Below are 26,733 nucleotides of genomic sequence, written 5' to 3'. Positions count from 1 at the left end.
ACGCGACTACTTCCGGTTAGGCGCCATCATTATCAGGAGCGGGTGACCCTGGGACGGCTCGCAGTCTATTGACCAAATCACGCAGTTGGGGTTCTCTAGCACTCATCTGCGTGAGGAAATCTCTCACGGCTTGACCGCCCAGCTCACACACCTGCTGAATGCGTGCATCGTCCCCAAATGGATCGGTCCCAACCAGAAGCGCAGTGAGCAAGTCCATGTGTCCACGCCGAGAATGAAGGAGTACGTCGCTCCACTTGGCGAAGTCAATAGCTTCTGATCTGTTTCTCATGAGATAAGGGGCATGATCGCCAGATACCAGAAGTCCAGATACGTTGGAGCTTGGAAAACGGGACGACAAGTAAAGCACATATGAATGTAGTTGCTGATACTCTTCGTGCTGAGCGGTGTCTGCTGGTCCTTTGAGCTCAACAATCAAAATTTCCCGATCTTCTGGCGAGCCGAAGAAAACGAAATCCGGCATCGTTCGGTCGGCAGGAATTGCAGGGAAGGGATTTCGCTTATCAATGAGGGTAGCCTCATCCTTGACGATACTAGCGAGAGCTTTTCGATATACATAACGTTCGTATCGAGTGTTGAGTATCCAGGGGAAACTCTCAATGAGCTTTTGTAGCTGGGTTTCTTGGCCTTTTAGGATATGCCCGTGAAGTTGGGTTAATGCGAATACACGCAGCGAAAAGGCAACGGCGAGAGACAAGCTCTCAGGGACGAGTTCGTCGCTCAGCCTGTTGACTGACGATACGAAAGCGGAAGGTTCGAAGGTGGTAACTTGTGTCCACAGTTCTTTTATCAGCTTGCGAGCCGGTTCATGTACCCAAGCTTTTGCTGCTGCTTCGATAAGACGTATTTTTGCATCCTGATCCTTGCCGAGTCGGGGCGTAACGTCGCTGATGAGTTCGACGAGATGGCTCTTATCGGTTGGCCGCAACTTGATGTCGGGGGTTTTGTCTAGGAACCCCTCGACCAGCGTGATGTCTTCGAGACGTGAGGTCTCTTTTCTCTTCTGCTCGTAAGCGTTGATCCATGCGACGACGGACTGTGCACCCCACGTATGTAATGTTTGAAGATCAGAATCCTCCCAGTTCACGCTCGTGCGATCGGTAGATATCGTGTCCTGCTGAAGCTCATCGATCCAGTCTGCTTCGACCACGGCATACATGTAACGGGAAAAAATCTCGCGTCCCTTGACGCCAAAGAAGAAAGGGCGGTCTTGGGCAATCTTCCCGTGCGCGTAGACGCCGACGCCTGCTTCCTCTTGCGACCAGGCTGCCGATTTGACGAAACCGACCCAGAACTTCACTAATCTCGGACCCATCGGCGTATTCAAGGTGTGTTCGGAAATTCCCTGTTCTGGGATGCGAAGCTCCCACTCCGGAAAAACGTCCGTTTCTGCGAGAGCACCACCGTTGACATGGACTTTGAAGTCGGGTCTCGCCAGCGTAACCGTAAAACGGCGACCCAACGACTCACGCAGTTGCACGGTCGATATTTGTTTGCGGAGGGTGAGGGCGGTTGCGTAAATCAAGGTCCCCGACTTAGACAGCGAGATGGCACTCCGAAATTTGTCTATGACCCCCTGCATGCCAGACGGTTCGTCCGCTGATAGCTGGTCCACAGGAATTTCATCGGCAAGCACGTCCGGCGCATATATCGCTGTGGCGGACGCATCTAGGTTCTCGGCCGCTAACATTGCGTCATAGTCGAACCGAAGCCACATGGCGATGTCATTCTGGATGGTAATGACGTGTACGATGCGCGCGATCCCGAACGGGGCTAACTTGCCGATGCCCTTTCTCCCCATCGGATACCTGTCGTTGTTCCGGTCATCAGCCGTTGGAGGTCGGGGTTTAGGCTGTCCCACCACGAGATAGTTGTTGACGAGATCCGCCTTGCTCATGCCGCGGCCATCGTCGAACACGCTGATAGCTGTTGGTGAACCGGCGTCAGAGTTTTCCAATTGGATGAATACTTGAGATGCGGAAGCATCCCATGAGTTGGATACCAATTCGGCCAATACGTTCGTTGGCTTGTTTTGATACAGCTTCAAGCCAAGATGTTCTATTACGTTATGTGCAAACCGGAGCGTGAGTGGTTGCGAGCTGGAGGTTGGTTGATTCACGTGGTCCCCATAGTCAATCCGTTGGCATTTGCCGTAGTTGCCGGGTCATTAACCTTGGTTATTACCGTGCTGCCGTTAGGTAGTGATTGAATGGCGGCTGGCTGTTGATCCAATGGCTAGGCGTCACGCATTGTTGCATTTTATAGGCATGGCGTCGCCCGACGAAGTCGGGCCGCGCTCTCGTGCTGCGCATCGAGCCTCGCTGCGCGAATCTCGCCCCTGACGGGCTTCCATCGTTCCCTCGCTCCGCTCGGCTGACGCCTCCGGCCCGGCTTCCAGCTTCGGGCCTGCGCGCTTCGCTTGCGTGCGGTTCGGCACACAGGGACGACCGTTGCCTTGTCCAGCCGTCTCCCCTGACTTCATCACCTTGTCCGCGACTGTAGCCCGCGCCCGTGTGCCGTCAAGGCGCGCAGGGCCGTGTCCTCGGCTGCGCCTGCGGGCCGCACCAACCCTGCGCTTGTTTCCTTGACGGCCCCCGTCCGCGCGCTCCTGACCGTCGCGGGCGATGAACTCAGGAAAGACGGTGGCAACAGGGCCAACCGGGTTCCTCGTGCCGACCGCACCAAACAGCCGAAAGGCTGGGCTCCGAATCTAGGAATCCGGTGTGCGGTTTGAACAGCAAACCCTTTTCGTCAGGAGAAATGCCATGCAACTCGCATCCCGATTCGCTTCCCGCTCCCCGTCGCTGCGCAGCGATTACCCGCTGTCCGACGATCAAATCCGCAGGGTCGCGCCGTCCATCTTTGCGGATGCGCCGCACGAAAGCCGTTCCGAGCGGTACGCCTATATCCCGACCGCCGCCGTGCTGGCGGAGCTTCGCAAAGAAGGGTTTCAGCCCTTCATGGCATGCCAGACCCGCGTGCGCGACGAAGGCAAGCGCGAACACACCAAACACATGCTGCGCCTGCGCCACGCCAGCCAGATCAACGGCGCGGAAGCCAATGAAATCGTGCTGCTCAATTCTCACGACGGCACGAGTTCCTACCAAATGCTCGCGGGCATGTTTCGGTTCGTGTGCAGCAACGGTCTTGTCTGCGGCGACACCGTGGCCGATGTGCGCGTGCCCCACAAGGGCGACGTGGCCGGTTCCGTCATCGAAGGCGCTTACGAAGTCTTGCGCGGCTTCGACCGCGTGCATGAATCCCGCGATTCCATGCGCGCCATCACCTTGAACGATGGCGAATCCGAAGTGTTCGCCCGCGCCGCGCTGGCCCTCAAGTACGACGACCCCGACAAGCCCGCGCCCATCACGGAATCGCAAATCCTAATGCCGCGCCGCTTTGATGACCGCCGCCCGGACTTGTGGAGCGTGTTCAACCGCACGCAAGAGAACCTGACCCAAGGCGGCCTGCGCGGGCGTAGCGCCAACGGACGCCGCCAGCAAACCCGCCCGGTGCAGGGCATCGACCAAAACATCCGACTCAATCGTGCGCTTTGGCTGCTGGCCGATGGCATGCGCCAGTTGAAAGCCTGAATCCCCACGCGGCAGGGACAGGCAGCAGCCCTTGCCGCGTCTCTCGCTGCTGCATCCCAACCGCTAGGAGTTATCACCATGAACGCCGTTACCCAAATCGAAACCCGTGTCATCGAAACCGCCGCGCCGCTGGAAGTGGCCGACCCGACCAAGAACCTGATTTTGGTTCCGCTCTCGCAGTTGCTGCCGCGCCGCTCCAAGCGTAACGCGCGCACGAGTCCGCGCCTGTCCATTCCCGAACTGGCCGCGAGCATCGCCCGCATCGGTCTGCTGCAAAACCTCATCGTCATTCTGTCCGCCGGTGGCGAGCAATACGAAGTGGTGGCGGGCGACCGCCGACTGACCGCGTTGAAGCTGCTGGCGAAGAAGAAGCAGAAGCGCATTGCCGCCGACTTTGAGGTGCCTTGCCTGCTGGTGCCGGACGCTTCGGCCCGTACAGTCAGCCTCGCGGAAAACCTGCTGCGCGAGCAGATGCACCCGGCCGACCAGTTCGAGGCGTTCGCCGCACTGGTCAAGGAAGGCCGGCCCGTCGAGGACATTGCCGCCGACTTCGGCGTGTCCCCGCTGGTGGTGCAGCGCCGCTTGAAGCTGGCCAACGTCTCGACGCGCCTGATGGCCGACTACCGGGCCGGAGCCGTCACGCTGGAACAGTTGATGGCCCTGACCATCTCCGACGACCATGCCGCGCAGGAAGCTGCGTTCTACGGTGCGCCCGAATGGCAGCGTGGCGCGTCCGCGCTGCGCGAACGCCTGACCGAACGCGAAATCGATGCCACGCATCCGCTGGTGCGCTTCGCCGGGCTGGACGCCTACACTGCGGCGGGCGGTGGCATCCGCCGCGACCTGTTCGCGGAAGGCGATGCCGGAACCTACCTGACCGACGCCGCGCTGCTGGAAACGCTGGTGCGCGGCAAGCTGGATGCGCTGGCCGGGGACGTGCGCGCCGAGGGTTGGGCGTGGGTGGAAGCCGTGCCGCACATGAGCTACGCCGAACGGCAGGCGTTCCAGAATGCACCGCGCCAGCGCCGCGAACCGAACGCCCGCGAAGCCCGCCGCATCGCCTCGCTGCAAACCCGCCTCGACAAGATCGACGCCGAACTGGAAGACGCCTACGACGCCGAGGACGAGGACAAGACCGAAGCGCTGGAACCGCGCCGCGAACAGGTTGCCGGGGAACTGCAAGCCGTGGAGGAAGCCTTGCAGGGCTACGCCCAGGACGTGCGCGCCGTGGCCGGTGCCATCGTCACCCTCGACCGCAGCGGCGAATCCGTGATTCATCGCGGGCTGCTGCGCGAAGCCGAAGCCAAGGCGCTGCGCACGCTGGAACGCTTGCGGCAAGGGTTCGGCAACGCGGAGGGCGAAGCCGGGAACGACGACGAAGGCGAGGATGCCGAGCAGCCCAAGGCCGCGAGCCTGTCCGACAGGCTGGCGCAGCGCTTGAGCGCGCACCGCACCGCCGCGCTGCAAATCGAAGTCGCCCGCCATCCGCAAGTCGCGCTGGCCGCGCTGGTGCATGGCATAGTGCAGAGCGTCTTGCAGGACAACCACTACGGCCACGACTTGCCGCTGGGCGTGAGCCTGAAAGTGCAAGACCGGCTGGAAGGCATGGCCCCCGACTGGCCCGAGTCGCCCGCCGCCGTCGCCCTGCGCGAGTTGCAGCAGGTCGCGGGTGAAGCGGTGCCGCAGGACAGCGCCGAACTGTTCGCCGCGCTGCTGGCGACGGAGCAAGGCGAACTGGTGCGGCTGCTGGCGGTATGCGTAGCGGCGACCGTGGACGTGGTGACGCCTCGCGCCACGGCGCACCAGCCGGGCGTGGAACTGGCGCAGGCTGTGGGGCTGGACATGGCCGCATGGTGGCAGCCCACCGCAGACGGGTATTTCCAGCATGTGCCGAAGGCCGCGATTCTGGAAGCCGTGGGCGAGTTCGCACCGTCGCACGCTGCCCGACTGGCGAAGTTGAAGAAGGCCGACATTGCCAGCGAGGCGGAACGGCTGGCCGATGGTACGGGCTGGATGCCCGCCATCTTCAAGGCCGAAGGTCCGGAAGCTGCGCCGGAGGGAACGCAGGCGCAGGACGCCCCGGAGGATGACGAGGAAATGGCGGATGAACTCGCCGAGGCACTGGCCGCTTGACCCGCGCCGAAGGCAAGCGCCCCGGCCTCGACCGGGGCGTTTCGCTTGAAGGAGAAGCCCCATGACTCGCACCACCACCAGCCGCCCGTGCATGGCGGCGACCTATGCGCCCGGCACGGTACGCGCTCGCCGCTGGCACGGCGAAGGCGGCATGCGCGGCTACCGTCCGCCCCCTGGCTGGACAGCCTGCGCCGACCTGACCGACTTGCATCCCATCACGGGCCGCGCTTTGCCGCGTGCCGTGTGGTGGATCATCGAAACCAAGGAATAACGAGCAGCACCGGCCCCAAGCCGTTCCGCCTTGGGGCCGGTGGTCGAAGAACCGGGCGCGGCGGTGGCCGCGCCCGGTTCCAGCATCCAGAGCAAAATCGCCACGTCGCCGCCTTCGACCAAGCGGCGACGTGGCGGACGTGCAAGTGCCTTGCACGCGGTACAGCCATCGGCGCCCGCTGGCGCGAGCAAGGTTTCGATGGCGCGCCGCCGCAATGGGCGGGGCTGGGGCTACGCCCCGGCTTGCTGCGGCAGGTTGTGCCAAAGCGTGCCGTCCTCGACGCTGGCGGTTCGCGCCTGTACGTCACGAAGGACGGTTCACAGACACGCCACCCGGCCTCGCTATGGAGCATCCACGCCACGCCTCAAGCCCGTCGCCGCAATCTGCGGCAAGGAGCGTTCTCGCTTGTCGTTGGGGTGTTGGCCTTGCCAGTGCCAGGGTGCAAGCCGGTGAAGCCGTCACGCGGGGATGCCGAGTCGGCCACATCTCCATTCGGGAGCGGGCGGCCTGTGCGTCCTTGGCTTGTCGTGAATCCTGGCGAGGGAACGGCTACGCCTTGGGCTTCATGGCCGCAACCTTCCAGCGAAAACAATTTCCCCTGCGCTGCGCGCATTCCTCGCGGGACAAATTCTTTTCGCTTCCAGGCTCTCCACGGTGTTGCGACCGCTGCGCGGTGCGGCCAGCCCATCCCCCGCCGGCCGGATCACAACAAGGACGCACTGGCGCGACCTTATACACCCCGAAAGGAGAAACATCATGGCTAACATCGGCACCTTCACCGCAGAGAAAGACGGCTTCACCGGCACGCTTCGCACCCTGACACTCAACGCCAAGGTCAAGCTGGTTCCCAACGACAAGGGCGACAGCGAGAACGCCCCCGACTTCCACCTTCAGGCGGCCGGCCACGAGATCGGCGCGGCGTGGAAGAAGACCAGTGAGGCCGGGCGGGATTACCTGTCCGTGAGCATCGACGACCCTTCGTTCCCGGCGACGGTCTATGCCCGCCTGATCGAGAACGAGGACGGCACGCACGACCTGATCTGGTCGCGCAGCAAGCCCAAGGCAGCCTGACAGCCGCCCACCGCGCCCCGCCTGTTGCGGCGGGGTGCCTTTCGCTGACAGCCTACGTCTCGGACACGGACGCGAGCTGGCTTTCCGTCGCGGCCATCAGCACGGCGGTACTGCAACTAAGCGCGCTGGCGATCTTGAAGATGATCGCCAGCGTGGGCATGTGCTCGCCGCGCTCGACCTTGCCCATATGGGAACGCTCGATGCCAGCCAGGTTGGCCAGCGATTCCTGCGCAATCCCGCGTTCCATCCGCAGCGCACGCACCGCCGCGCCGAAGGCTTGCGCCAGCTCGGCATCGAAGGTGGTGGCACCGGCCGGTCGGCCAGGTTGTACGGATCGCTTCTGCATAGACAGAAGCGTCCAATCGCGGGACAATTAAAACCACGTTATCTTTAACTCATGACGGTAATTTAGTCCGCTTCCGTGCTTTTACTGAAATCCGCAACTGCGGATTTCACCAGACCCGGGGAGCCGCATCCGTGTCTTTCCTGACCTGCGTAATTCCGCTTCTGCGTTTCCGTGCATGTACGGATTCGATGGCTTGCGCCTTCGTGCTTTCCCGCCAAAGCACGCATCCGTTTCGGCGGTTCCGCGCTTCGGTGGAAAATCGTATCCGTGCATCCTCGGATGCGTGGGGATTCGGGTCATGAACCAGCCGCTCGTCACCGCTGAACAGCGGGCGCAACTGCTCGCCGTCGGCGCGGCACGCGCCGCTGATCGAGGCATCGACCCGATGCCGGCGGTGCGACTGTTCACCCCTGACGCGCACGCCACCTGGTTGCTGGCCGCGCTCGACCCGGCCGATGGCGATACGGCATGGGGGCTGATCGACCTGGGAATAGGCATGCCCGGCCTGGGCCATGTGAAGTTGTCCGATCTGGCGTCCATCGTCGGGCCGCGCAAGCAGCCGGTGATGCGCGATCGCTACTTCCAGCCGGTGCGTCTGTTGTCGGAGTACCTGCGGCTGGCCGAGGAAAACGGCTCGATCACCGACTGACCAACCCCAGCCAACGACAGCGCATTCTGGCCATTTCAGTCTTACCCAAGACCTGATTGGTCTGAATCCGCACTCTTGCACCGAAGCGGTGCACTTCTGTTGAAAACAGTCATGATCTTTGGCGCGGGCTGCTGCACGGTGCTCCATGCTGCGCGCCATTTTTGTGGCGGCGCAGCCGTCGCATTCAGACGATTTCCGCAATGCCCTGGAGCCAATCGGTCTTGACACCAGCAGTTACAGCTTATCCCGATTTCGATGACGACTTGATGGCGGCCCGATAGCTTCTGCACGCCGGAATCCGTGGCGACGTTCCTGCTGAATGACAGGAGGTTGCGGCATGGCTGACCCGAGCGCCGAACACTGGTATCCGACCGCCGCGTATCTCTACACGCTGCATCTCGACGGCCCCGCACTGGCGTGGGAATACCTGCGCCGCCACCCCGACTACCGCCGCGACTGGCTGCGCCGGCGCCGCCGGCCAGAGGCCGCCGCGCGCTGGGGACTGCGCCTGCTGGAAGATCCCGCCCTGGATGCGCGCGACGCGCATCCGGCCTGGTTCCCCGATCACGATACGGTGGTGCAGCTCTATCCGGACGCCGACCCGCCGCCCGACGCGGTGGCCTTCGCGTTTTGGTGCCTTCCCGGCCAGAAGCGCCTGATCCACGACGGCAAGCGCCTGGTGCTGCTGACACGCTGGCCGGGCTGCTGCCTGCGGCTGGTGATCGCTCCCGGCCTGGCCGACGGCATGGCCTACGCCTATGCCATTCGCGCCTGCGCCGCATCCTGCGGACGCTATCAGGCGCTGGTGGCCGAACTGGACAAGCTGGCCACCGCTGGTGATGCAGTGACAGCGGGAACGGCACGGTCACGGCCGGCTCCCGCTGCGCTGCTGGAGTTGAACACGCTCCAGGCGCTCGACGGTACCCTCGCGGGCGCGTCCCTGCGCGACGTGGCCGAAGGGCTGTTCGGCGTCGATGCCGTCGCCGGCGACTGGCACGCCGACAGCGCCTTGCGCGCCCGCGTTCGCCGGCTGGTACGGCGGGGCGATGCACTGATGCGCGGCGGCTATCGTCGCCTTGCACAGCTTCCGCCGCTCAGGGAGGGACGTTCTGCATTCCCTGCAAAACGTCCCTGAGCGGGAAGCCTTGCTTTCTTGAAAGTGCCTCTATCCGGCCGCGTGGTGTGGCCGGGCTTGATGGAGGTACATTCCATGCGACCCGCTCCCTTGCGGCCTGCTGCCGCTGCTATCGCTGCGCCCGTGCAGCCCCAACGCTACCTGACCAACGACGAAGCCGCTGAATACCTGCGGCTGTCGCCGCGCACGCTGGAGAAACAGCGCGTGATCGGCGGTGGCCCGAAGTTCCGCAAGTTCGGCCGTCGCGTCATGTATGCGGTGTCCGACCTCGATGCCTGGGCCGACCAGCGCAGCTATGAGGCCACGTCCGACCCGGAATATGCCGAGCGTCACGCAGGCGACTACCGTGATGGCCGCTGATCGTCGGCTCGCCGGTGGTCATCGTCATGTCCAGCCCATCGCTGCCGCCGGGGCAGCGATCGCAGCAGCGGGAACAGCTCGACCTGTTCCGCGCGCTGCCGGGCGACGGCATGGCGCCGCGCGACAGCCAGGACTTGATGGCCTTTCCGTTCTTCTCGCTGGCGAAGTCGCGGCGCACGGCGCCGATCGACTTCCGCAGCGGGAACATCTCCATCCGCGTGGAAGGCACGGCCGAGCACGGCATCGCCACGATATGGGATGCCGACGTGCTGATTTGGGCGGCCTCGCAGATCGTGGAGGCACGCGACGCAGGCATTCGCCCGTCGCGCTTGATACACGCCACCCCATACGAAATCCTGCGCTTCATCGGGCGCGGCACGTCCCTCAACGACTACCAGCGCCTGAAAGCTGCGCTCGACCGGCTGCAATCGACCAGCGTGGCGACTTCCATCCGCGAAACCACCGGGCGGCGCCTGCACCGCTTTTCGTGGGTGAACGAATGGCGCGAGCTGGCCGACGCCAGCGGCACGCCGCTGGGCATCGAGCTGATCCTGCCGGACTGGTTCTATGCCGGCGTGCTCGATGCCGCCCTGGTGCTGACCATCGACCCGGCCTATTTCCGCTTGAAGGGCGGCATCGAACGCTGGCTGTACCGCCTGGTGCGCAAGCACGGCGGGCGGCAGGAACACGGCTGGCAATTCGACTTCCGGCACTTGCACCGCAAATCCGGCAGCGCGGCGCGCTTCTCGGACTTCGCCTACGACCTACGCGTGCTGGTCGCGCGGCAGTCGCTGCCCGGCTACGTCCTGGGCATCGAGCCGATGCCGGACGAAAAGCTGGAACTGCTGACCTTCCGGCCCGTGCCGTCCACGGCACGGGGATAACTGCGGGAAAAGGTGTGGACGGCCTCGTGCTATCAGGAGTACGGCGTATCGTGCTATCGGGAGTACGACCCTCGTGCTATCAGGAGTACGAAAACGCCGCAAAGCCAGTAACGGCGCGGGTTTTCCACTCCTCTAACTTACCTAACTATAAATCTCTAACTTTTAGTAGAAGCGCGCCGTTTCGGTGGACAACCGCAAAACGGCACGGCCAGGCCGGCTTTCCAGCAGGGAGGGCCAGGCCATGATCGTCGCGTTTCTCAACCAGAAAGGCGGCGTCGGCAAAACCACGCTCGCCACCCACATCGCGGGCGAACTGGCGATGCGCGGTCTGCACGTCATCCTGCTGGACGCCGATCCGCAGGGTTCCTCGCTGGACTGGACGCAACGCAGAAGCCAGCAGGGCTTGCCACGGCTGTTCAGCGCCGTGGGCCTCGCCCGCGAGACGCTGCATCAGGAAGCGCCGGAGCTGGCCCGCCGCGCCGATCACGTCATCATCGACGGCCCGCCGCGCATCGCCGCCCTAGCGCGTTCTGCGCTGCTGGCGGCCGAGCGCGTGCTGATTCCCGTGCAGCCCAGCCCGTATGACCTTTGGGCCAGCGCCGAGATGGTGGCGCTGATCCGCGAGGCACAGGTGTTCCGGCCTGCGCTGCGCGCGGCCTTCGTCATCAATCGGCGCGTCAGTACCACCATCATCGGCAGAGAAGCACGGCAATCGCTGGCCGAACAGCCGCTGCCGGCGCTGCGCGCCGAGGTGCGCCAGCGCATCGTCTTCGCCGACAGCGTGGCCGCTGGCCGGCTCGCCCGCGAGACGGCGCCCGACAGCGCCGCCGCACGCGAGATCGCCTTGCTCACCGATGAACTGCTGCGGTGGCCGACATGAGCAGCCCGCGCAGTAAGCGCGTCGGCATCGGCGCACGTCCGCCCGCGAATCCGCACGCCGAGGCGTGGATTCGCCAGGGCGATGCCGATGCGCTCAACAAAGGCGACGTCTACACCGCACGCCTGACGCTCGACGTGACGCCTGCGCTGCGCGCGCGCATCAAGATCGCCGCCTTCGGCCAGGGCGTGACCGTGGCCGAACTGCTGCGCGGCCTGCTGGAGCGGGAGTTCCCCGACAAGCGCACGGAGAACCTGCCATGAACGTATCCGCCTTGCCTGCCGCTCACGCGGCAACAGCTGCACCGGCTGCTGCGCCGCCGCCTTCGCTTTCGACGCTCGCCGGCCAGGCTGGCAACGTGCCGCTGACCCGCGTATCACTCGCCTACATCGAGCCGCGCTTCAAGCTCTACCTGCGTTTCGGCGAACCGACGCGCACGCTGCGGCTCGACCGCTGGCGGCGCTGCGCGGTGTTCCTGCCGCGTGCAATGTTCTGCCGCGTGCGCTGGGAAGCAAACGACTACGGCACGATCCGCTGGCAGCTCATGGTGATGCAAGCCGCCACGCCGCTGGACGACATGCAGCGCATTCCCGGCGTGCGACCGGGCGCACGCCTGCTGCTGCACGCCGAAGGCGAAAACGCGGTGCGTACCGTGCTGGAACGCATCGACGGCATCGAAGGGCAAGGCATCGCCGCAATCGACGTGTCGCCCGCGTACTGGCGCACGCTGGGCAACCGTCTGGCGGCCCGTCTGCCGCTGCCCGAATACACCGCCGAGCGGCACGCCGCTTGGCTGGCCGGGAGGGCGATGCCATGACGACCCAATCCAACACCACATGCACGCACGAAGCCGTGCCGCATTCTCGCTCGCGCCGACGCGCTCGCCTCGCGCTGGCGGGCTTCGCCGCAGTCGGCTTCGCTGCGCTGGCCTGGGCAGCTTTCGTGTCGCCGCTGCCGCGTCTGACCTACAACCCGTCCGACAGCGTGGCGGTCGGTTGGTATCGCATTGAACCGTTCGACCCACGCACCGCCTCGCTGCCACGTCCGCTGTCCGTGGACAGCATCGTGCTGGTGCCGTTGCCTGACAGGGCCGCCATGCTGGCTGCGCAGCGCGGCTACCTGCCGACGCGCGTGCCGCTGCTCAAACGTGTGGGCGCGGTCGCGTCGCAACACGTTTGCATCGTCGCCGGGCAGGTACGCATCGACGGCGTGCCTGCGGCCGCCGCGCTGCCTGCCGACCGGCAGGGCCGGCCGCTGCCATCCTTGCGGCTTTGCCGCCGCCTCGAACCGGGCGAGCTGTTCCTGTTGAGCGCGACCAACTCGGCGTCGTTCGACAGCCGCTATTTCGGCCCGGTCAGCGCATCCGCCGTGATCGGCGTCGCGCATCCGGTCTGGCTGGAGACACGCCCATGATGGCCGCCGATTCGCTGCACGTTGCCGTGCATCTCATTGTGCCATCGGGCATGCCGTTCCGGCTGCTGCCGCCGTGTCGTCGCGCGTGCAGCGCGGGCGCATTCGCGCCGCGCTTCGCGCAACATCCGGCGCAGCCGTCCAACGTGCAGGCGTCTTGCCTCGAACGCGCACGGCCTCCGGCCCCCATCGCGTCCATCTGCGCGTTCGCCGGCGGGCTGGCTGCAAGCAGCGCAGCGCCGCCGGGCCGCCGACGCCCGGAGCGACAGCGAGGGGCAAAGGCGGAAGGCAAGACAAAAGGACGCGGCACCGGGCCGCGTCGAAAGCCTGTCTGCACATGGGGGTGGCGCGGCACGGAGCGGCTTCGCCACCGTGCCGCATTGGGCGCGAAGGTCGCGCCAATGCAGGCATGTCCGCGTGCTTCGCACGACCGGACACGGCAGAGCTTGCAGGGAGAACGGCGATGACCGATCGCCGCGATGACGATTTCCGGGTGCGCCCGAGCGCCCCGAAGAACCGGGGTAAGGGCCAGGGCCAGAGCTTCGTTTCCAAGGTACTCAAGCAGGCTGGCAAGGCCAGCGGCGGCAAGTCCTCGATGCGCCATTCCGCAGCCGGTGGCAGCGGCGCACGCGCAGACCAGCGGCCCGGCTCGCGCCTGGGGCGCGGCCACACGGCGGCGCGTTTCGCTGGTGCGAAGCTGACGCCCATGTCGCGGCGCGTGACCATCAAGACCTTGCTGGTCAATCAACGCAATGCTAGCCCGCAGTCGCTCGCCAAGCACCTGCGCTACATCGAGCGCGACGGCGCGGGCCGCGATGGCGAACCGGGCCGGGCCTATGGGCCGCAGACCGACGAAGCCGACCTCGGCGCCTTCAAGGAGCGTGCCGCCGACGACCGGCATCATTTCCGCTTCATCGTCTCACCGGAAGACGGGGGCGAGCTGGACGACCTGCGCACCTACACCCGGCATCTGGTGAACCGCATGGAAGCCGACTTAGGAACGCGGCTGGATTGGGTGGCGGTCGATCACTGGAACACCGACAACCCGCATACTCACCTGATCGTGCGCGGGCGCGAAGACACCGGCAAAGACCTCATCATCGCGGGCGACTACATCGCCCACGGCTTTCGCCATCGGGCCGCCGAACTGGCGACCGAATGGCTGGGGCCGCGCACCGAACTGGAGATCCAGCAGACCTTGCAGCGCGAGGTGGAGCAAGAGCGGTGGACGAGCCTCGACCGCACGCTGCAACGCGAGGCCGGCGAGGATGGCCGGGTGCAGGTCGAACGCTTCAACGAACCCCGGCTGCAACGCCAGCGCCTGCTGCTGGTCGGCCGCCTACAACACTTGCAGCGCCTGGGCCTGGCCGAAGAAATGCAGCCCGGCACCTGGGCCGTGCATGCGGATGCGGAGAAGACCTTGCGCGCCCTGAGCGAGCGTGGCGACGTCATCCGCACCATGCAGCGGGCCATGAGCGGCCAGCCGCGCGAACTGGCGGTGTTCGAGCCGGGCGAGGATGGCCGATCCGTCATCGGTCGCGTGGCCGCGAAGGGGTTGGCCGACGAGCTGCACGACCGCGGCTATCTGGTCATCGACGGCGTGGACGGGAAGGCCCACTACGTCGCACTGAACGCCCGTGACGAGCTGGCGAACTACCCCACGGGTGCGGTGGTGGAAGTGAAGGGTTCGGCCGACGTGCGCGCCGCCGACAAGAACATCGCCGCGCTGGCGAGCGATGGCCTGTACCGCGCCGATCACCACCTGGCCATCGAACAGGGCCGGGCCAAGCCCGGACGCGACCCGCAGGAGGTTGTCGCCGCCCACGTCCGGCGGCTGGAAGCGTTGCGCCGGGCTGGCATCGTGGAGCGTGTGGCAGAGGGGCTATGGAAGGTGCCGAACGACCTGGCCGAGCGTGGCCGCCAGTACGATGCGCAGCGCCTGAGCGGCGTGGCTATGGAACTGAAATCGCACCTGCCCATCGAACGGCAGGCGCGCGTGATCGGCGCGACCTGGCTTGACCAGCAATTGGTCGGCGGCGGCCGCGGGTTGGGCGACCTGGGCTTTGGTGGCGACGCCAAGCAGGCGATGCAGCAGCGCGCCGACTTCCTGGTCGAACAGGGGCTGGCCGTGCGGCGCGGGCAGCGCGTGATCCTCGCCCGCAACCTGCTGGGCACGCTACGCAATCGAGAACTGACGCAAGCCGCCAAAGACATTGCCGCCGAAACTGGCCTGGAGCATCGCCCGGTAGCCGACGGGCAGCGCGTCGCCGGCATTTACCGGCGCTCTGTCATGCTGGCGAGCGGGCGTTACGCCATGCTTGATGACGGCATGGGGTTCAGCCTGGTGCCGTGGCGGCCGGTGATCGAACAGCGGCTAGGTCAGCAACTTGCAGCCACGGTACGCGGCGGAGGCGTGTCGTGGGAGATTGGGCGGCAACGCGGGCCTGCCATCTAATCCTGTGAGCCGCCGTCCTTAAACGCACTTAGGCAGAGATCCACGAAGCTGCGTACTTTCGGATCCATGTAGCGGCTCGATGCGAATACGGCGTGGACAGGCGCCGGAACCTCTGCCCAGCCGGGAAGCACGCAAGAAAGCGTGCCAACAGCCACATAGGGTTCAGCCATGAAGCGCGGCAAGTGCGTGATCCCGAGTCCTGCAAGCGCGAGGTTCTTCGCGGCGATCGTGCTGTTGACTGCACAGCGCGGGGATACCGTGACCTTCTCGGTTTTCTCACCATTTACCAGGGCCCAATTGGAGCGCCCCCGCGTCGTCTTCATGATCAGGTTGTGGCGCTTCAGGTCGCCGACGGCGGAAAGCGCCGGCCCGCGCTTCAGATAGCCAGGGGCCGCATACAGCCCGTAAGACACCTCGCCGAGTTTGCGCGCCGAGAGCCCCGAATCTTCGAGCGTGCCGACACGGACGGCGACGTCGAAGCCTTCATGGATGATATCGACCAGGCGGTTCGTGTACTCCGCTTCCACCGTCACTTTCGGGGCCATTCGCAGAAACGCTGCGATCCAGTCGTCCACGACCATCGTTCCGAACTCGGATCCAGCCGTGAGCTTGAGCAGTCCTTTGGGCTCCCTGGACTGCTGCGCCACCGCCGCCTCTGCGGCTTCGGCGGCGGTCAGGATGCACATGGCGCGCTCGAAGTAGTCGCGACCGACCTCCGTCACGTTGAGGCGACGTGTCGAGCGGGTGAGAAGCTGTGCGCCGAGTTTCTTCTCCATGCGACTGACGATGCGGCTGATGCGCGCCTTGTCGGTGCCCAGCCGATCCGCAGCCGTCGTGAAAGAGCCGTCGGTCACAACCGCGACGAAGACGCGCATCTCCGGCAGATCGATTGATGTATTCATGGACAACAGTATTTGACTTATCTCTATATTTATCAATTAAGAGGGTAAGTCCATAGTGCGATTCATGCAACACGTCGCACTCAACGAATACAGCGGCGGCATTGACTTGCTGCGGTTGTAAGCGTCACGGCGATCGAGACGCACACCGCCCTGTCGTTCACACGACTTGCTTGCATCGCGGCGCGCTTAGGCGTGCGTCCCAAGAAACCTGTCGGCGGGTTCCCGCCGTTCTCCCATAGAAGGAATGCGAAGATGACACAAACAATCGGAATCATTGGCTCCGGCCTCGTCGGCAAGGCAGTCGCGCGTCTCGCGACCGCAGCTGGCTACAAGGTGGTGATCAGCAACTCCCGCGGCGCGGACACCATCAAGGATCTGATCGAGGAACTTGGTCCGCTGGCGAGCGCCGGCACGACCGAGGAGGCCATCGCGGCAGGTGACATCGTCACGCTCTCGATCCCGATCGCCGCCTCCGAGCAGCTGCCCGCCGACAAGTTTGCGGGCAAGGTCGTACTCGACCAGACGAACTACTATCCCGCATTCGGCAACAATGACGTTCTCGACAAGGGGGAGCTGACCTCCAGTGGGCTGATCCAGCGGCGTTTGCCGGGAGCGAAGGTCGTCAAGGGCCTTCACAACCTCAGCTGGCTCCACATGAAGGCCAACGCGACGCCGAAGGGTTCGGCGAACCGCACGACGCTGCCGATCGCGGGTGACGAAGCCGGAGCGAAGCAGGCGGTGACCGAGTTCTTCGACAAGATCGGCTTCGATACCATCGACGCGGGCTCCCTCGCAGACAGCTGGCGCATTGAACCGAGCACGCCCATCTACTTTTGGCGCTACGCTCCGACGGTAGATCTGAAAGCGACGGGCGAAAAAGCCGAGCGCGCCTACACGCAGCCCGGCAAGCCCGTGTCGCGCGAAGATGCTCAGCGCTTGATCAACGAGGCAAAGCGCCCGTCACCGATCGGCGGCACGTTCGAGGGCATGCCGCAGGTCCACGTCGACCTCTTCATGGCCCAGGCAAGCGCCGCGACCGTCAAGAAATAAAGCCTCTACATCGGGGGCCCTTGCGGGCGCCCGATGACCGTTCACAGCCTCTGGCCGATACGGTGCGCCCAGCCCGACAGACAAGTGGACCATGCACCTGGCGCCTCTCGCCGTGCCGATGATTGCCACTCGTGTGGCCTCGTTCCAATCGTTTTATTGATGTATTTATGGACAACGGTCTGTAGTTTTTTCTGCCATTTATCTATTTTTCGATCATCTCTAGAGTAATGCTTTCAACGCACTACTGGGAAGCTCGAAAGCAAATGAAGATAGGAATTTTGAATGCCGGCAATGTCGGCAGTCGCCTAGCGCGAGTCTGGGCAACCGCAGGTCATGACCTCGTCATTGCGAAGGACGGCGAGGATCGCAAGATCGCACCGTTGCTGGCAGAACTGGGCGACCGGGCCCGGCTCGGCACGATCCGCGAGGCCGCCGAATTCGGCGAGGCTGTTCTGTTCTCCGTCTACTGGCCGCGGGTCGACGCGATCGTAGGCGAAGTAGGCGACGCGCTCGATGGCAAGACCGTCATCGACACCATGAACCCGCTCGGCGTCACCGCCGAGTTCCAGCATTTCCATGAACTGGACTTCATGCGCGACAACTCGACCTCCGAGGTTTTGCAACAACGCCTCCCGAAGGCTCGGATCGTCAAGGCGTTCAATCTGCTGGGATCGCCATTGCTTGAGGCCGCAGCGTGGTCGAAGTCGCCGGTGCAGCCCAATGTCTTCTATGTCAGCGACGACGCCTCGGCCGGGCAGGTCGCCCGTGGTCTGATCGTTGATGCCGGTTTCAAGCCCATCAACGCCGGCCCCCTCAAAGGCGCCCGGCAACTGGAGCAGGCCGGCGTCCTGCTGCACCACATTGCCGAGCATGAATATGCCGGGGACGCGGAGGGTCTTGTTCGGCTGGCGCTGTCGGTCATCGAGGCAAGCCCCGGCCCGATCGTGCGCGAACGGGTCACCTGAGCCACCTCGCAATCCGATCCGCAAGCCCAATGAAACCACATTTCGCTTTACCTAGGAGAATCTCATGTCCCAATCCCTCAAGGGAAAAACCGCTCTCGTCACTGGCGGATCGCGCGGCATCGGTCGCGCGATTGCCGAACGGCTTGCGGCCGACGGTGCGACCGTCGCCATCACCTACAACGCAAGCAGCGCAGGCGCAGAAGAAGTGGTTGCGACCATCGAAAAAACGGGCGGCACCGCTTTCGCGCTTCACGCCGACCTGGTCGATGCCGCGGCGATCCCGGCGTTGTTCGATGCGCTCGACCGCGAGTTCAACACAAGGAAGGGCAGCAAGGCGCTCGACATTCTGGTCAACAACGCCGGCAACTCAGGCTGGGGCGGTCTTGCCGATGCGACGCCGGACGCCTGGAACACGATGTTCGCGGTTCACGCCCGCGCACCGTTCTTCGTCGTTCAATCCGCGCTGAGCCGTCTCTCCGATGGTGGTCGGATCATCAATACGTCCTCCGGTCTGGCCACGCGCCCATTGCCGGCCGTCCCCATCTACTCCATGGCCAAGGCGGCCATCAACAACCTGACCCATGCGCTGGCGATGGAACTGGGGCCGCGCGGAATCACGGTGAACGCCGTGGCGCCGGGTTGGACGCGAACGGACATGAACGCCGCTGTCCGCGAAAACGCCGACATGGTGAAGGCCATCGAAGCCGATACCGCGCTGGGACGCTTTGGCGAAACCTCGGATATCGCCGCAGTCGTGGCCTTCCTTGCCTCCGAGGAAGGTCGATGGGTGACTGCCCAGGTGATCGAGGCGAGCGGCGGCTACAAGCTCTGATTCCGCCTGGGCGGAAAAAGGCGTGACGACGCCGGCGCTTGTCGCGGGCAAGTCAAGCTGACCTCCATCAAAACCGACTAGCGAAATGGGAGTTCCCTCATGGATATCGGAATCATAGGAGCCGGGGAGATCGGAGGCTCGCTGACGCGCCGGCTGTCGAAACTGGGCCACAAGGTGTCCGTCGCCAACTCGCGCGGCCCGGATTCGCTAGCCGAGCTTGCCGCCGAAACCGGCGCCACGGCGGTCACCGTCACCGAGGCAGCCAGTAGCGGCGAGATCGTTTTCGTCGCCATACCGGTGTGGAAGATCGCCGAACTGCCGAAGGATCTCTTCGACGGGATCGGTCCCGACATCGTCGTCGTCGATACCGGCAACTACTATCCCCGGGAGCGTGATGGCCGGATCGATGACATCGAAACGGGCATGGCTGAAAGTCGCTGGGTGGCAAATCAGTTGGGACGGCCAGTGGTGAAGGCACTCAACACCTTGTACTGGCGCAAGCTCCTCCATGAGGGCAAGCCAGCGGGTGCTCCCGGTCGTATCGCGTTGCCGGTCGCTGGCGACGATGAAGCCGACAAAACAAAGCTCATCCGGCTTTTCGACGAACTCGGATTCGACGGCATCGACGCTGGGGGGCTCGACGAGTCCTGGCGTCAGCAGCCTGGCACGCCGGTCTATGCCACCGATCTCGACGCCGAAGGTGTCCGCAAGGCGCTTGCCGAAGCAAGCCCGGAGCGCAAACCTGAAATGCGTGCCACGCCGAATAGCAGCCTCGGCAAGCCTATTTGAGAGGAGCTTCCCATGGACACACAGCTTAAAGGTCGCGTCGCTTTGATCACAGGTGCTAGCCAAGGCATCGGCGAGGCGATCGCACGAGCGCTGCACGCCGAGGGCGCCAAGGTCGCCCTTCTGGCGCGCGACGAGAGCAAGCTGGCGAAGATCGCCGAGGATCTCGGAGACCGGGCCTTCGCGATCAGCGGCGACGTGACGAGCGCCGACAGCTTGGCGCAGGCGATTGCGGCGGTGGAGTCAGCGCTTGGGCCAATCGACATCGCTGTCAACAATGCGGGCGGATTGCGGTCATCGACCGGCGGGCTGTTCCGACCATTCGAAGAGGTTCCCGACGCTGACTGGCTCGAAACCTGGGAATTCAACGTCCTATCCGTTGTGCGGGTTGTCAGAGCAGCGGCACCGAAAATGGCAGCGCGCGGATGGGGCCGGATCATCAACATCTCGTCGGAAAGCGGCGTCCAGCCCGACGCGGTCGCCATTGAGTATGCCTCCGCCAAAAGCGCGTTGAACATCCTGACCAAGGGACTCGCGAAAACTTATGCCGACCGGGGCGTGCTGGTGAACGCCGTATCGCCGGCCTATGTGGACACGCCCATCCTCCGTGATCTGCTGGCGCAGCAGGATGGTGCCGAGGATCTGTTGCCTGACGAGCTTGCGGCTCATTTCATGCCCACCTTCCGCCCGAACATCGGGGTCGGCCGGCCGTGCAAGCCGGAAGACGTCGCCGCGGCAGTTGTGTTCCTGGCGTCGGAACAGGCTGGCTTCATCACCGGAACCAATCTGCGTGTGGACGGCGGCTCGGTAATGGCGATCTAACGGCCCACGTTCGCAGATTGGGGATCGATTTTGAGAGTCATGGAGGTAGACCCGCCCGCGACATCGAGCGTGACCCCGTGGTACGCCACCGCCGACCTGGTTGACGCATTTGCGATCGACCTTCCGCCCGATACGACAGGCGATCCCCTGCGACTGGCGGAGTTCGTCTTCGCTACCCAGCCGGGCTGGATCGCGGCGTTGATGTGTGTACGTGACACGCTCGTGCGCCCGTTTGGGATCAAGACATCAAGGCGGCTGCAAGCGGAGCAAGCGATCTCCGGCGCCCGGCATATCGGCATCTTTCGGGTCTTCGCCAGCGACGAAAGGGAGGTCATGCTCGGCGAAGACGACCGTCACCTGGATTTTCGCGTCTCGGTATTGCGTCAATCGAAGCTGGAGATGGATGGTGGATCGGATGCCTGTCTCGTGGTCACCACGGTCGTCCGTTGCCACAACCGACTGGGCCGGGTCTATATCGCCGCGATCCGGTTCTTTCACCGGCGCGTAGTCATTGCAAGCCTTCGACATGCGGCTTGGCGTGGCTGGCCAGTGTCATGAGATGGAGGTCATCACGTAAGGTATGGAACTGCGCCACCTTCGCTGCTTTCTCGCCGTGGCTGAAGAACTGCACTTCGCCCGCGCGGCCGAGCGACTGCACATGGAGCAGTCGCCGCTGTCGCGTGCCATCAAGGAGCTGGAAGAAGAACTGGGCGTGGTGCTATTCGCCCGTACTACGCGCAGTACACGGCTGACTCGCGCAGGCGCACTTTTTCTGGAGCATGTTCCACGCGTCTTCGCCGCCTTGCAGCAAGCTCGCGAAAGCGTGAAGGCGGCGGCCAATGGCTTCCACGGCCAGTTGCGCGTCGCGCTGTCAGACGGCATCACGCCGTCTCGTCTGCCGTCGCTGCTGGCGCTGTGCCGCCAGGAGGAACCCGAGGTCGAGATCCGCCTGTTCGAGGTGCCACTTTCGCAGCAAATCAAAGGGCTGCTTGACGACCTATACGACGTAGGCTTCGCACAGTCCGATGAGGTTGGCGACGGCATCGTGGCAGCGGCGGTTTGGAGCGATCCGCTGATGGTGGCCGTGCCGGCACGGCATGACTTGCTCAAGCACAAGCGGATTCCTCTGGAAGAAGTGCTGCGCTTCCCGCTGGTGTTGGGCGATCCGCAGGCATGCGAAGGCCACGTACGGCAAATCGAGCGCGTGCTGCGTCGCGTGGACATGGAGCCGCTGGTGGTCGAACGGGTGGCTTCATTCGATCTCATGATGACGCTGGTATCCGCCGGTTTCGCCCTGGGGCTGGCGGGTGCAGCACACATCGCAGCCAGCCGCGAGCCTGGAGTCGTGGCAAGGCCTTTGGCAGGCCGCTCGCCAGTGCTGACGACCTATCTGCTGCGCCCGGCGGGAGAACCCTTGGAAATGGTGACCCGCTTCATAGACCGCGTTCAGGCCATCGAGTCTCCCGAAGCTACTAGGCCATCGCCAAGCTATCCCCTCGATCCCCCGGAGGAACCCAAACCATGAGAAGGAGCATCCTGTTCCTGCTAGCGGCGGTGCTGACGGCCTGCGGCCAATCCGAAACACCTCAACAGGCGAACCTGCCGATCGTCGAAGAACTGGCATCCAACCCCGAGCTGCTTAAAGAGCTGCGCCAACAATGCAGAGTCGAACGCGCGAAGTTAGGCGACGAGCTATGCAACCGCGTCGCCGAGGCCACACGCAAGCGCTTCTATAACGATGGCACAGTGCCCTATACGCCGCCGGAGAATCCGCCCAAGTTCTGATCGTAGGCGCTTCGCCACGAATCTTCCGACTTCTTGCTCGACACGCCGCAACGCGCCATCGCTTGCGGCGTTTTTTCTGCCTGCGCCCCTGCGCGAAATCTTGCTTTTTACTCGACCTTTCTTCCGATAACGGTCTTTGACCGGCACCGACCCGGCACTGATCCTCGCGCTATGCGGCACGCCCTTGTGCCGCGTGTGGCGAGGAATCAGCGCAGAGGAAATCGGAGGCCAGTCATGCAAGGTCAGGGCGTGCTGTTCGGGCAGATCGCCGCTGTTTTCACCATCGTGATCGCCGGCGTATGGAGTGCAACGCAATGGACAGCGGCAGCACTCGGACATCAACTACGCCTTGGCTCGCCCTGGTTCGACTTCTTTGGCACGCCGGTCTATCACCCCTGGCGGCTGTTTGAATGGTGGTTTTTCTTCGATGCCTACGCGCCGCATGTCTTCGACATAGGCGGTGCGATTGCGGGCGGCAGCGGCCTTCTGGCCGTGGTGGTCGCCATCGCCATGTCGGTATGGCGCTCGCGACAGTCGCGCCTCGTCACGACCTACGGTTCGGCGCGCTGGGCTGATACCGCCGACATCCGCAAGGCTGGGCTGACCCAGCCGGCCGGGGTCTTCCTCGGCCTGCACCGCGACCAGTACCTGCGGCACGAAGGCCCGGAACACGTCTTGACTTTCGCACCCACTCGCAGCGGCAAGGGCGTGGGGCTGGTGGTGCCCACTTTGTTGAGCTGGCCGGCGTCCGTCGTCGTCCACGACATCAAGGGCGAGAACTGGACGCTTACCGCCGGCTGGCGTTCGCGGTTCAGCCATTGCCTGCTGTTCAACCCCACCGATGCGAAGTCGGCAGCCTACAACCCGCTGCTGGAAGTCCGGCGCGGCGCGCATGAAGTGCGCGACGTGCAGAACGTGGCGGACATTCTGGTCGATCCCGATGGCGCGCTCGAACGCAGGAATCATTGGGAAAAGACCAGTCACGCGCTGCTGGTCGGCGCCATCCTGCATGTGCTCTACGCGGGCGAGGACAAGACGCTGCGCGGCGTCGCCAACTTCCTCAGCGATCCGGCTTGCCCGTTCGAGCTGACGTTGCATCGGATGATGACGACGAAGCACCTGGGCGAAGCGCCGCATCCCGTGGTCGCATCTGCTGCGCGCGAGGTGCTCAACAAGTCGGACAACGAGCGTTCCGGCGTGTTGAGCACCGCCATGTCGTTCCTCGGCCTGTACCGCGATCCCACGGTGGCCGAAGTCACGTCACGCTGCGACTGGCGCATCGCCGACCTGATTTCTGCCAAGCATCCCGTATCGCTGTATCTAGTGGTGCCGCCTTCGGACATCAGCCGCACCAAGCCGCTGATCCGGCTGATCCTCAACCAGATCGGGCGGCGGCTCACCGAATCGCTTGACGGCTCCGACGGCATCGCCCGCCGCCACAAGCTGCTACTGATGCTCGATGAGTTTCCGGCGCTGGGCCGCCTGGACTTCTTCGAGTCCGCGCTTGCCTTCATGGCCGGCTACGGCATACGCAGCTTTCTCATCGCTCAGAGCCTGAACCAGATCGACAAGGCGTATGGGCAGAACCATTCGATTCTCGACAACTGCCACGTCCGCGTGACGTTTTCGACAAACGACGAACGCACGGCGAAAAGGATTTCGGAAACCCTGGGCACGGCCACTGAACTGCGCGCGCAGCGCAACTATGCCGGCCACAGATTGGCCCCGTGGCTCGGGCACCTGATGGTGTCGCGGCAGGAAACCGCGCGTCCGCTGCTTACCCCTGGCGAGGTGATGCAGCTTCCGCCCGACGAGTCGGTGGTGATGGTGTCCAGCCTGCCACCGATCAAGGCGAAGAAGCTGCGCTACTACGCCGACGCCAACTTCAAGCAGCGCGTGCTGTCGCCGCCTGCGCTCGCAACCGGGCGCTATGCCGATGCGCCGCCGGCCCGACCCGACGATTGGAGCGGCCTGGCGATTCCCGCCGTACCCGCCGCGCCAGCCACGGCATTCGCCGATGACCTTGGCGGCGCCGACGACGGCGGCCCGCGCCGTCAGCCCGAACTGTCCGAAACCGTCGCCTACGACCCTGAGCCGGACGCGCACGCGACCGACCTGGCGCTGCTCGATGACGACGACCTGCCGATGCCGCTTCCCGGCCAGCTCGACCCGGCCATGCAGCGCACGGCCCGGCTGGCATCGCTGAACCCCAACGACGGAATCGACCTATGAGCCAATACCGACTCAACCTGTTCATTCAGCCCGAGCACGCCAAGCGCCTCGATGAATTGGCCGCCAAGAAAGGCGTGTCGAAATCCAGCATCGTCGCGGCGGCGCTGGCGTCCTGGCTGTCGCCGGACGCGGGCGACCAGCGTGAGGCGGCCATCGCCAAGCGGCTGGATCGGCTGTCGCGCCAGACCGAGCGCATGGAGCGCGACCAGAACATCCAGATCGAAACGCTGGCGCTGTTCGTCCGCTACTTCCTGACCGTAAGCACGCCCGTTCCCGAGGCACACCAGGAAGCCGCCCGCGCCCAGGGCAAGGCCCGCTTCGAGCAGTTCGTCGAACAACTCGGCCGCCACCTGCTGCGCGGCCGCAGCCTCGTGCGCGACGTGGTGGAAGAACGGCACCCGGACACCGCACGGATGGATGACGCGGCGGCGCTGGCCGAAGCCCAGGAGCGTGCCTCATGAGTGCCGTTCCGCAGTTCCCGCCCGAGCCTCGTTCGTCCGCCGCGACCTCGCTCGATCGCCGCATCCAGATGCTGCGTACCGCAATGGGGCCGGTGATCGCCACCGCGCTCGAAGACCCGGACGTGGTGGAAGTCATGCTCAACCCCGACCGCACACTATGGGTCGATCGGCTGTCGTCGGGCCGTGCGCCGTTGGGCGTGGAGCTGCCCGAAGCCGATGGCGAACGCATCATCCGGCTAGTCGCGGCCCACGTCGGCGCGGAAGTGCATCGCGGCCAGCCGCTGCTGACCGCCGAGCTGCCGGAGACGGGCGAACGCTTCGAGGGCATCTTGCCGCCTGCCGCGCCCGGCCCGGCGTTCGCGCTGCGCAAGCGCGCCGTGAACATCCTCGGCCTGGATCAGTATGTGGCCGACGGCATCCTCACCGCCGGGCAAGCGGACTTCCTTCGCCGCGCCGTGCGCGAGCGGCAGAACATCCTGATCGCCGGCGGCACCAGCACCGGCAAGACCACGCTGGCGAACGCGCTACTGGCCGAGATCGCCGCCACCGGCGACCGCGTGCTGGTGCTCGAAGACACCATCGAGCTGCAATGCGCGGCCCGCGATCATGTGCCGCTGCGCACCCGCGCCGGCGTGGTGTCCATGACCGAGCTGGTGCGCGCCACGATGCGCCTGCGCCCCGATCGCGTGATCGTCGGCGAAGTGCGCGGCGGCGAAGCCCTCGACCTCATCAAAGTGTGGGGAACGGGGCATCCGGGCGGCATCGCCACGATCCACGCCGGTTCCGCGCTGGGCGCGCTGCTGCGCCTCGAACAGTTGATTCTCGAAGTCGCGGTGAATCCGCCGCGGGCGCTGATCGCCGAAGCGGTCAACGTCGTCATCCACATCGCCGGTCGTGGCCGCAAGCGCCACGTCGAAAGCATTGCCCGCCTCAATGGCTTCGACGCCGCCGGCTACCGCCTGGCGGACGCGATGGAAACGCCGTTTCCCGCGCTGCCGCCGCCTTCCTCCCCGTCCCCTGACCACCCTGGAGAACTGCCATGACGCAGATGAACGCTGTTGCTTTCCGTTTTTCCGTAAATCCGGCCTCAATCCTTGCGCGCCTGCGCCGCCTGGCCGCGCCGGCACACCACGGCCTGCTGCTGGCCGCCGTCATGCTGATGACGGCCGGCACGGCGAAGGCCGCCGGTTCCTCGATGCCGTGGGAAGGCCCGCTGCAATCCATCCTCGATTCCATCCAGGGGCCGGTCGCGCGCATCGTCGCGGTCATCATCATCATCGCCACGGGCCTGGCGCTGGCCTTCGGCGACACGTCGGGCGGCTTCCGCAAGCTCATCCAGATCGTGTTCGGGTTGAGCATCGCGTTCGCCGCGTCCTCGTTCTTTCTGTCGTTCTTCAGCTTCTCCGGTGGGGCGGTCGTATGAGTACGGCCAGCGACCTTCCGGGCTTCGAGGTGGCGCTGCACCGCTCGCTGACCGAACCGATCCTCATGGGCGGTGCGCCGCGCACGGTCGCCATTGCGAACGGCACGCTCGCCGCTGCCGTGGGCCTGGGCCTGCAACTGTGGATTCCGGGGCTGGTGCTCTGGCTCGTCGGCCATTCGCTGGCGGTGTGGGGAGCGCGCGTCGATCCGCAGTTCATGCAGGTCTTCGCCCGGCACATCAAGCACAAACCGCTGCTCGACGTGTAGGGGGGTG

At 64.7% G+C, this 26,733-nt stretch carries 29 protein-coding genes; 26 read left to right on the top strand and 3 right to left on the bottom strand.

All coding sequences use genetic code 11. The features are described from left to right. Positions 1-16: 16 nt before the first annotated feature. A complete protein-coding gene (locus ODI_RS13840; RefSeq protein WP_173719660.1) occupies positions 17-2,065 on the bottom strand; it encodes an ATP-binding protein in 2,049 nt (682 codons plus the stop codon). A 718-nt stretch (positions 2,066-2,783) separates the two neighbouring features. Between ODI_RS13840 and ODI_RS13835 the strand changes: the two genes are divergently transcribed. The 4 genes from ODI_RS13835 (at position 2,784) to ODI_RS13810 (ending at position 7,086) form a co-directional block, all read left to right on the top strand. Next, entirely contained in the window at positions 2,784-3,611 is an 828-nt protein-coding gene (locus ODI_RS13835) for a DUF932 domain-containing protein (protein WP_067751383.1), read from the top strand. A gap of 78 nt (positions 3,612-3,689) precedes the next feature. After that, a complete protein-coding gene (locus tag ODI_RS13830; protein WP_067751380.1) occupies positions 3,690-5,744 on the top strand; it encodes a ParB/RepB/Spo0J family partition protein in 2,055 nt (684 codons plus the stop codon). 61 nt (positions 5,745-5,805) lie between these two features. After that, positions 5,806-6,015, top strand: coding sequence for a hypothetical protein (locus ODI_RS13825; RefSeq protein ID WP_067751375.1), 210 nt, complete (start codon positions 5,806-5,808; stop codon positions 6,013-6,015). 756 nt (positions 6,016-6,771) lie between these two features. Then, entirely contained in the window at positions 6,772-7,086 is a 315-nt protein-coding gene (locus tag ODI_RS13810; protein ID WP_067751373.1) for a DUF736 domain-containing protein, read from the top strand. 52 nt (positions 7,087-7,138) lie between these two features. Here ODI_RS13810 and ODI_RS13805 read toward each other — a convergent pair whose 3' ends face one another. Then, the gene (locus ODI_RS13805; protein WP_005304583.1) at positions 7,139-7,432 is read right to left on the bottom strand and encodes a helix-turn-helix domain-containing protein; all 294 of its coding nucleotides are present in this window, start codon (positions 7,430-7,432) and stop codon (positions 7,139-7,141) included. Positions 7,433-7,730: 298 nt separating this feature from the next. Between ODI_RS13805 and ODI_RS13795 the strand changes: the two genes are divergently transcribed. From ODI_RS13795 to ODI_RS13745, 9 genes are all read left to right on the top strand, one after another. Next, the gene (locus ODI_RS13795) at positions 7,731-8,081 is read left to right on the top strand and encodes a DUF2958 domain-containing protein (RefSeq protein ID WP_067751372.1); all 351 of its coding nucleotides are present in this window, start codon (positions 7,731-7,733) and stop codon (positions 8,079-8,081) included. 337 nt (positions 8,082-8,418) lie between these two features. After that, entirely contained in the window at positions 8,419-9,216 is a 798-nt protein-coding gene (locus ODI_RS13790) for a DUF2285 domain-containing protein (protein WP_067751368.1), read from the top strand. A 75-nt stretch (positions 9,217-9,291) separates the two neighbouring features. Continuing rightward, positions 9,292-9,576: a helix-turn-helix transcriptional regulator gene (locus ODI_RS13785; RefSeq protein ID WP_067751366.1), complete on the top strand. Its 285-nt coding sequence runs from the start codon at positions 9,292-9,294 to the stop codon at positions 9,574-9,576. A 26-nt stretch (positions 9,577-9,602) separates the two neighbouring features. Beyond that, entirely contained in the window at positions 9,603-10,460 is an 858-nt protein-coding gene (locus tag ODI_RS13780; RefSeq protein WP_197707101.1) for a replication initiator protein A, read from the top strand. Positions 10,461-10,701: 241 nt separating this feature from the next. Beyond that, positions 10,702-11,340 (top strand): ParA family partition ATPase, encoded by a 639-nt coding sequence (gene parA, locus ODI_RS13770; RefSeq protein WP_067751360.1) that lies wholly within the window; start codon positions 10,702-10,704, stop codon positions 11,338-11,340. Further along, positions 11,337-11,600: a chromosome partitioning protein ParB gene (locus tag ODI_RS13765; RefSeq protein ID WP_067751912.1), complete on the top strand. Its 264-nt coding sequence runs from the start codon at positions 11,337-11,339 to the stop codon at positions 11,598-11,600. Before parA ends, ODI_RS13765 begins: the two co-directional genes overlap by 4 nt. After that, a complete protein-coding gene (locus tag ODI_RS13760) occupies positions 11,597-12,154 on the top strand; it encodes a DUF2840 domain-containing protein (RefSeq protein WP_067751357.1) in 558 nt (185 codons plus the stop codon). Before ODI_RS13765 ends, ODI_RS13760 begins: the two co-directional genes overlap by 4 nt. Next, entirely contained in the window at positions 12,151-12,750 is a 600-nt protein-coding gene (locus ODI_RS13755; protein WP_067751355.1) for a S26 family signal peptidase, read from the top strand. The genes ODI_RS13760 and ODI_RS13755 overlap by 4 nt, the downstream gene beginning before the upstream one ends. A 460-nt stretch (positions 12,751-13,210) precedes the next feature. Then, positions 13,211-15,202, top strand: coding sequence for a relaxase/mobilization nuclease domain-containing protein (locus ODI_RS13745; protein ID WP_067751349.1), 1,992 nt, complete (start codon positions 13,211-13,213; stop codon positions 15,200-15,202). Here ODI_RS13745 and ODI_RS13740 read toward each other — a convergent pair. Beyond that, positions 15,199-16,104: a LysR family transcriptional regulator gene (locus tag ODI_RS13740; RefSeq protein ID WP_067751348.1), complete on the bottom strand. Its 906-nt coding sequence runs from the start codon at positions 16,102-16,104 to the stop codon at positions 15,199-15,201. The genes ODI_RS13745 and ODI_RS13740 overlap by 4 nt on opposite strands. Positions 16,105-16,356: 252 nt before the next feature. On the opposite strand from ODI_RS13740, the gene ODI_RS13735 reads away from it, so the two are divergent. The 13 genes from ODI_RS13735 to ODI_RS13675 all read left to right on the top strand — a co-directional run bounded on the left by ODI_RS13735 (position 16,357) and on the right by ODI_RS13675 (position 26,726). After that, entirely contained in the window at positions 16,357-17,154 is a 798-nt protein-coding gene (locus tag ODI_RS13735) for an NADPH-dependent F420 reductase (RefSeq protein WP_067751342.1), read from the top strand. Between the two features lie 263 nt (positions 17,155-17,417). Continuing rightward, positions 17,418-18,119 carry an NADPH-dependent F420 reductase gene (locus ODI_RS13730; RefSeq protein ID WP_067751336.1) on the top strand — a complete coding sequence of 234 codons (702 nt, stop codon included), beginning with the start codon at positions 17,418-17,420 and terminating at the stop codon, positions 18,117-18,119. Positions 18,120-18,183: 64 nt separating this feature from the next. Then, on the top strand, positions 18,184-18,951 hold the full coding sequence (locus tag ODI_RS13725; protein WP_067751332.1) for an SDR family NAD(P)-dependent oxidoreductase: 768 nt from the start codon (positions 18,184-18,186) through the stop codon (positions 18,949-18,951). A gap of 99 nt (positions 18,952-19,050) precedes the next feature. Continuing rightward, positions 19,051-19,740 carry an NADPH-dependent F420 reductase gene (locus ODI_RS13720; protein ID WP_067751330.1) on the top strand — a complete coding sequence of 230 codons (690 nt, stop codon included), beginning with the start codon at positions 19,051-19,053 and terminating at the stop codon, positions 19,738-19,740. 12 nt (positions 19,741-19,752) lie between these two features. Then, positions 19,753-20,559 (top strand): SDR family NAD(P)-dependent oxidoreductase, encoded by an 807-nt coding sequence (locus tag ODI_RS13715; RefSeq protein ID WP_067751327.1) that lies wholly within the window; start codon positions 19,753-19,755, stop codon positions 20,557-20,559. Between the two features lie 39 nt (positions 20,560-20,598). Next, complete coding sequence (locus ODI_RS13710; RefSeq protein WP_067751322.1) at positions 20,599-21,117, top strand: DUF2867 domain-containing protein; 519 nt, start codon at positions 20,599-20,601, stop codon at positions 21,115-21,117. Between the two features lie 22 nt (positions 21,118-21,139). Further along, positions 21,140-22,084: a LysR family transcriptional regulator gene (locus tag ODI_RS13705; protein ID WP_067751319.1), complete on the top strand. Its 945-nt coding sequence runs from the start codon at positions 21,140-21,142 to the stop codon at positions 22,082-22,084. Further along, on the top strand, positions 22,081-22,344 hold the full coding sequence (locus ODI_RS13700; RefSeq protein ID WP_067751314.1) for an EexN family lipoprotein: 264 nt from the start codon (positions 22,081-22,083) through the stop codon (positions 22,342-22,344). The genes ODI_RS13705 and ODI_RS13700 overlap by 4 nt, the downstream gene beginning before the upstream one ends. A 234-nt stretch (positions 22,345-22,578) precedes the next feature. Further along, entirely contained in the window at positions 22,579-24,576 is a 1,998-nt protein-coding gene (locus ODI_RS13695) for a conjugal transfer protein TraG (protein WP_067751313.1), read from the top strand. Next, on the top strand, positions 24,573-25,037 hold the full coding sequence (locus ODI_RS13690) for a ribbon-helix-helix protein, CopG family (protein ID WP_067751309.1): 465 nt from the start codon (positions 24,573-24,575) through the stop codon (positions 25,035-25,037). Before ODI_RS13695 ends, ODI_RS13690 begins: the two co-directional genes overlap by 4 nt. Continuing rightward, positions 25,034-26,080 carry a P-type conjugative transfer ATPase TrbB gene (trbB, locus tag ODI_RS13685; RefSeq protein WP_067751306.1) on the top strand — a complete coding sequence of 349 codons (1,047 nt, stop codon included), beginning with the start codon at positions 25,034-25,036 and terminating at the stop codon, positions 26,078-26,080. The genes ODI_RS13690 and trbB overlap by 4 nt, the downstream gene beginning before the upstream one ends. Then, on the top strand, positions 26,077-26,460 hold the full coding sequence (locus ODI_RS13680) for a TrbC/VirB2 family protein (protein ID WP_033482754.1): 384 nt from the start codon (positions 26,077-26,079) through the stop codon (positions 26,458-26,460). The genes trbB and ODI_RS13680 overlap by 4 nt, the downstream gene beginning before the upstream one ends. After that, positions 26,457-26,726 (top strand): VirB3 family type IV secretion system protein, encoded by a 270-nt coding sequence (locus tag ODI_RS13675; protein ID WP_067751303.1) that lies wholly within the window; start codon positions 26,457-26,459, stop codon positions 26,724-26,726. The genes ODI_RS13680 and ODI_RS13675 overlap by 4 nt, the downstream gene beginning before the upstream one ends. The last annotated feature ends 7 nt before the right edge of the window (positions 26,727-26,733 follow it).

The sequence above is a fragment of the Orrella dioscoreae genome, from assembly GCF_900089455.2.
GTDB classification, from domain to species: Bacteria; Pseudomonadota; Gammaproteobacteria; order Burkholderiales; family Burkholderiaceae_B; genus Orrella; species Orrella dioscoreae.
Note: the sequence above shows the minus strand (reverse complement) of the source record. Positions and strands in the feature narration are given on the sequence as shown.

Excerpts from the sequence above, each read along its gene's own strand:
- ODI_RS13835 (WP_067751383.1), top strand. The coding sequence starts at position 2,784 with ATGCAACTCGCATCCCGATTCGCTTCCCGCTCCCCGTCGCTGCGCAGC.
- ODI_RS13830 (WP_067751380.1), top strand. The coding sequence starts at position 3,690 with ATGAACGCCGTTACCCAAATCGAAACCCGTGTCATCGAAACCGCCGCG.
- ODI_RS13825 (WP_067751375.1), top strand. The coding sequence starts at position 5,806 with ATGACTCGCACCACCACCAGCCGCCCGTGCATGGCGGCGACCTATGCG.
- ODI_RS13810 (WP_067751373.1), top strand. The coding sequence starts at position 6,772 with ATGGCTAACATCGGCACCTTCACCGCAGAGAAAGACGGCTTCACCGGC.
- ODI_RS13805 (WP_005304583.1), bottom strand. The coding sequence starts at position 7,432 with ATGCAGAAGCGATCCGTACAACCTGGCCGACCGGCCGGTGCCACCACC.
- ODI_RS13795 (WP_067751372.1), top strand. The coding sequence starts at position 7,731 with ATGAACCAGCCGCTCGTCACCGCTGAACAGCGGGCGCAACTGCTCGCC.
- ODI_RS13790 (WP_067751368.1), top strand. The coding sequence starts at position 8,419 with ATGGCTGACCCGAGCGCCGAACACTGGTATCCGACCGCCGCGTATCTC.
- ODI_RS13785 (WP_067751366.1), top strand. The coding sequence starts at position 9,292 with ATGCGACCCGCTCCCTTGCGGCCTGCTGCCGCTGCTATCGCTGCGCCC.
- ODI_RS13780 (WP_197707101.1), top strand. The coding sequence starts at position 9,603 with ATGTCCAGCCCATCGCTGCCGCCGGGGCAGCGATCGCAGCAGCGGGAA.
- parA (WP_067751360.1), top strand. The coding sequence starts at position 10,702 with ATGATCGTCGCGTTTCTCAACCAGAAAGGCGGCGTCGGCAAAACCACG.
- ODI_RS13765 (WP_067751912.1), top strand. The coding sequence starts at position 11,337 with ATGAGCAGCCCGCGCAGTAAGCGCGTCGGCATCGGCGCACGTCCGCCC.
- ODI_RS13760 (WP_067751357.1), top strand. The coding sequence starts at position 11,597 with ATGAACGTATCCGCCTTGCCTGCCGCTCACGCGGCAACAGCTGCACCG.
- ODI_RS13755 (WP_067751355.1), top strand. The coding sequence starts at position 12,151 with ATGACGACCCAATCCAACACCACATGCACGCACGAAGCCGTGCCGCAT.
- ODI_RS13745 (WP_067751349.1), top strand. The coding sequence starts at position 13,211 with ATGACCGATCGCCGCGATGACGATTTCCGGGTGCGCCCGAGCGCCCCG.
- ODI_RS13740 (WP_067751348.1), bottom strand. The coding sequence starts at position 16,104 with ATGAATACATCAATCGATCTGCCGGAGATGCGCGTCTTCGTCGCGGTT.
- ODI_RS13735 (WP_067751342.1), top strand. The coding sequence starts at position 16,357 with ATGACACAAACAATCGGAATCATTGGCTCCGGCCTCGTCGGCAAGGCA.
- ODI_RS13730 (WP_067751336.1), top strand. The coding sequence starts at position 17,418 with ATGAAGATAGGAATTTTGAATGCCGGCAATGTCGGCAGTCGCCTAGCG.
- ODI_RS13725 (WP_067751332.1), top strand. The coding sequence starts at position 18,184 with ATGTCCCAATCCCTCAAGGGAAAAACCGCTCTCGTCACTGGCGGATCG.
- ODI_RS13720 (WP_067751330.1), top strand. The coding sequence starts at position 19,051 with ATGGATATCGGAATCATAGGAGCCGGGGAGATCGGAGGCTCGCTGACG.
- ODI_RS13715 (WP_067751327.1), top strand. The coding sequence starts at position 19,753 with ATGGACACACAGCTTAAAGGTCGCGTCGCTTTGATCACAGGTGCTAGC.
- ODI_RS13710 (WP_067751322.1), top strand. The coding sequence starts at position 20,599 with ATGGAGGTAGACCCGCCCGCGACATCGAGCGTGACCCCGTGGTACGCC.
- ODI_RS13705 (WP_067751319.1), top strand. The coding sequence starts at position 21,140 with ATGGAACTGCGCCACCTTCGCTGCTTTCTCGCCGTGGCTGAAGAACTG.
- ODI_RS13700 (WP_067751314.1), top strand. The coding sequence starts at position 22,081 with ATGAGAAGGAGCATCCTGTTCCTGCTAGCGGCGGTGCTGACGGCCTGC.
- ODI_RS13695 (WP_067751313.1), top strand. The coding sequence starts at position 22,579 with ATGCAAGGTCAGGGCGTGCTGTTCGGGCAGATCGCCGCTGTTTTCACC.
- ODI_RS13690 (WP_067751309.1), top strand. The coding sequence starts at position 24,573 with ATGAGCCAATACCGACTCAACCTGTTCATTCAGCCCGAGCACGCCAAG.
- trbB (WP_067751306.1), top strand. The coding sequence starts at position 25,034 with ATGAGTGCCGTTCCGCAGTTCCCGCCCGAGCCTCGTTCGTCCGCCGCG.
- ODI_RS13680 (WP_033482754.1), top strand. The coding sequence starts at position 26,077 with ATGACGCAGATGAACGCTGTTGCTTTCCGTTTTTCCGTAAATCCGGCC.
- ODI_RS13675 (WP_067751303.1), top strand. The coding sequence starts at position 26,457 with ATGAGTACGGCCAGCGACCTTCCGGGCTTCGAGGTGGCGCTGCACCGC.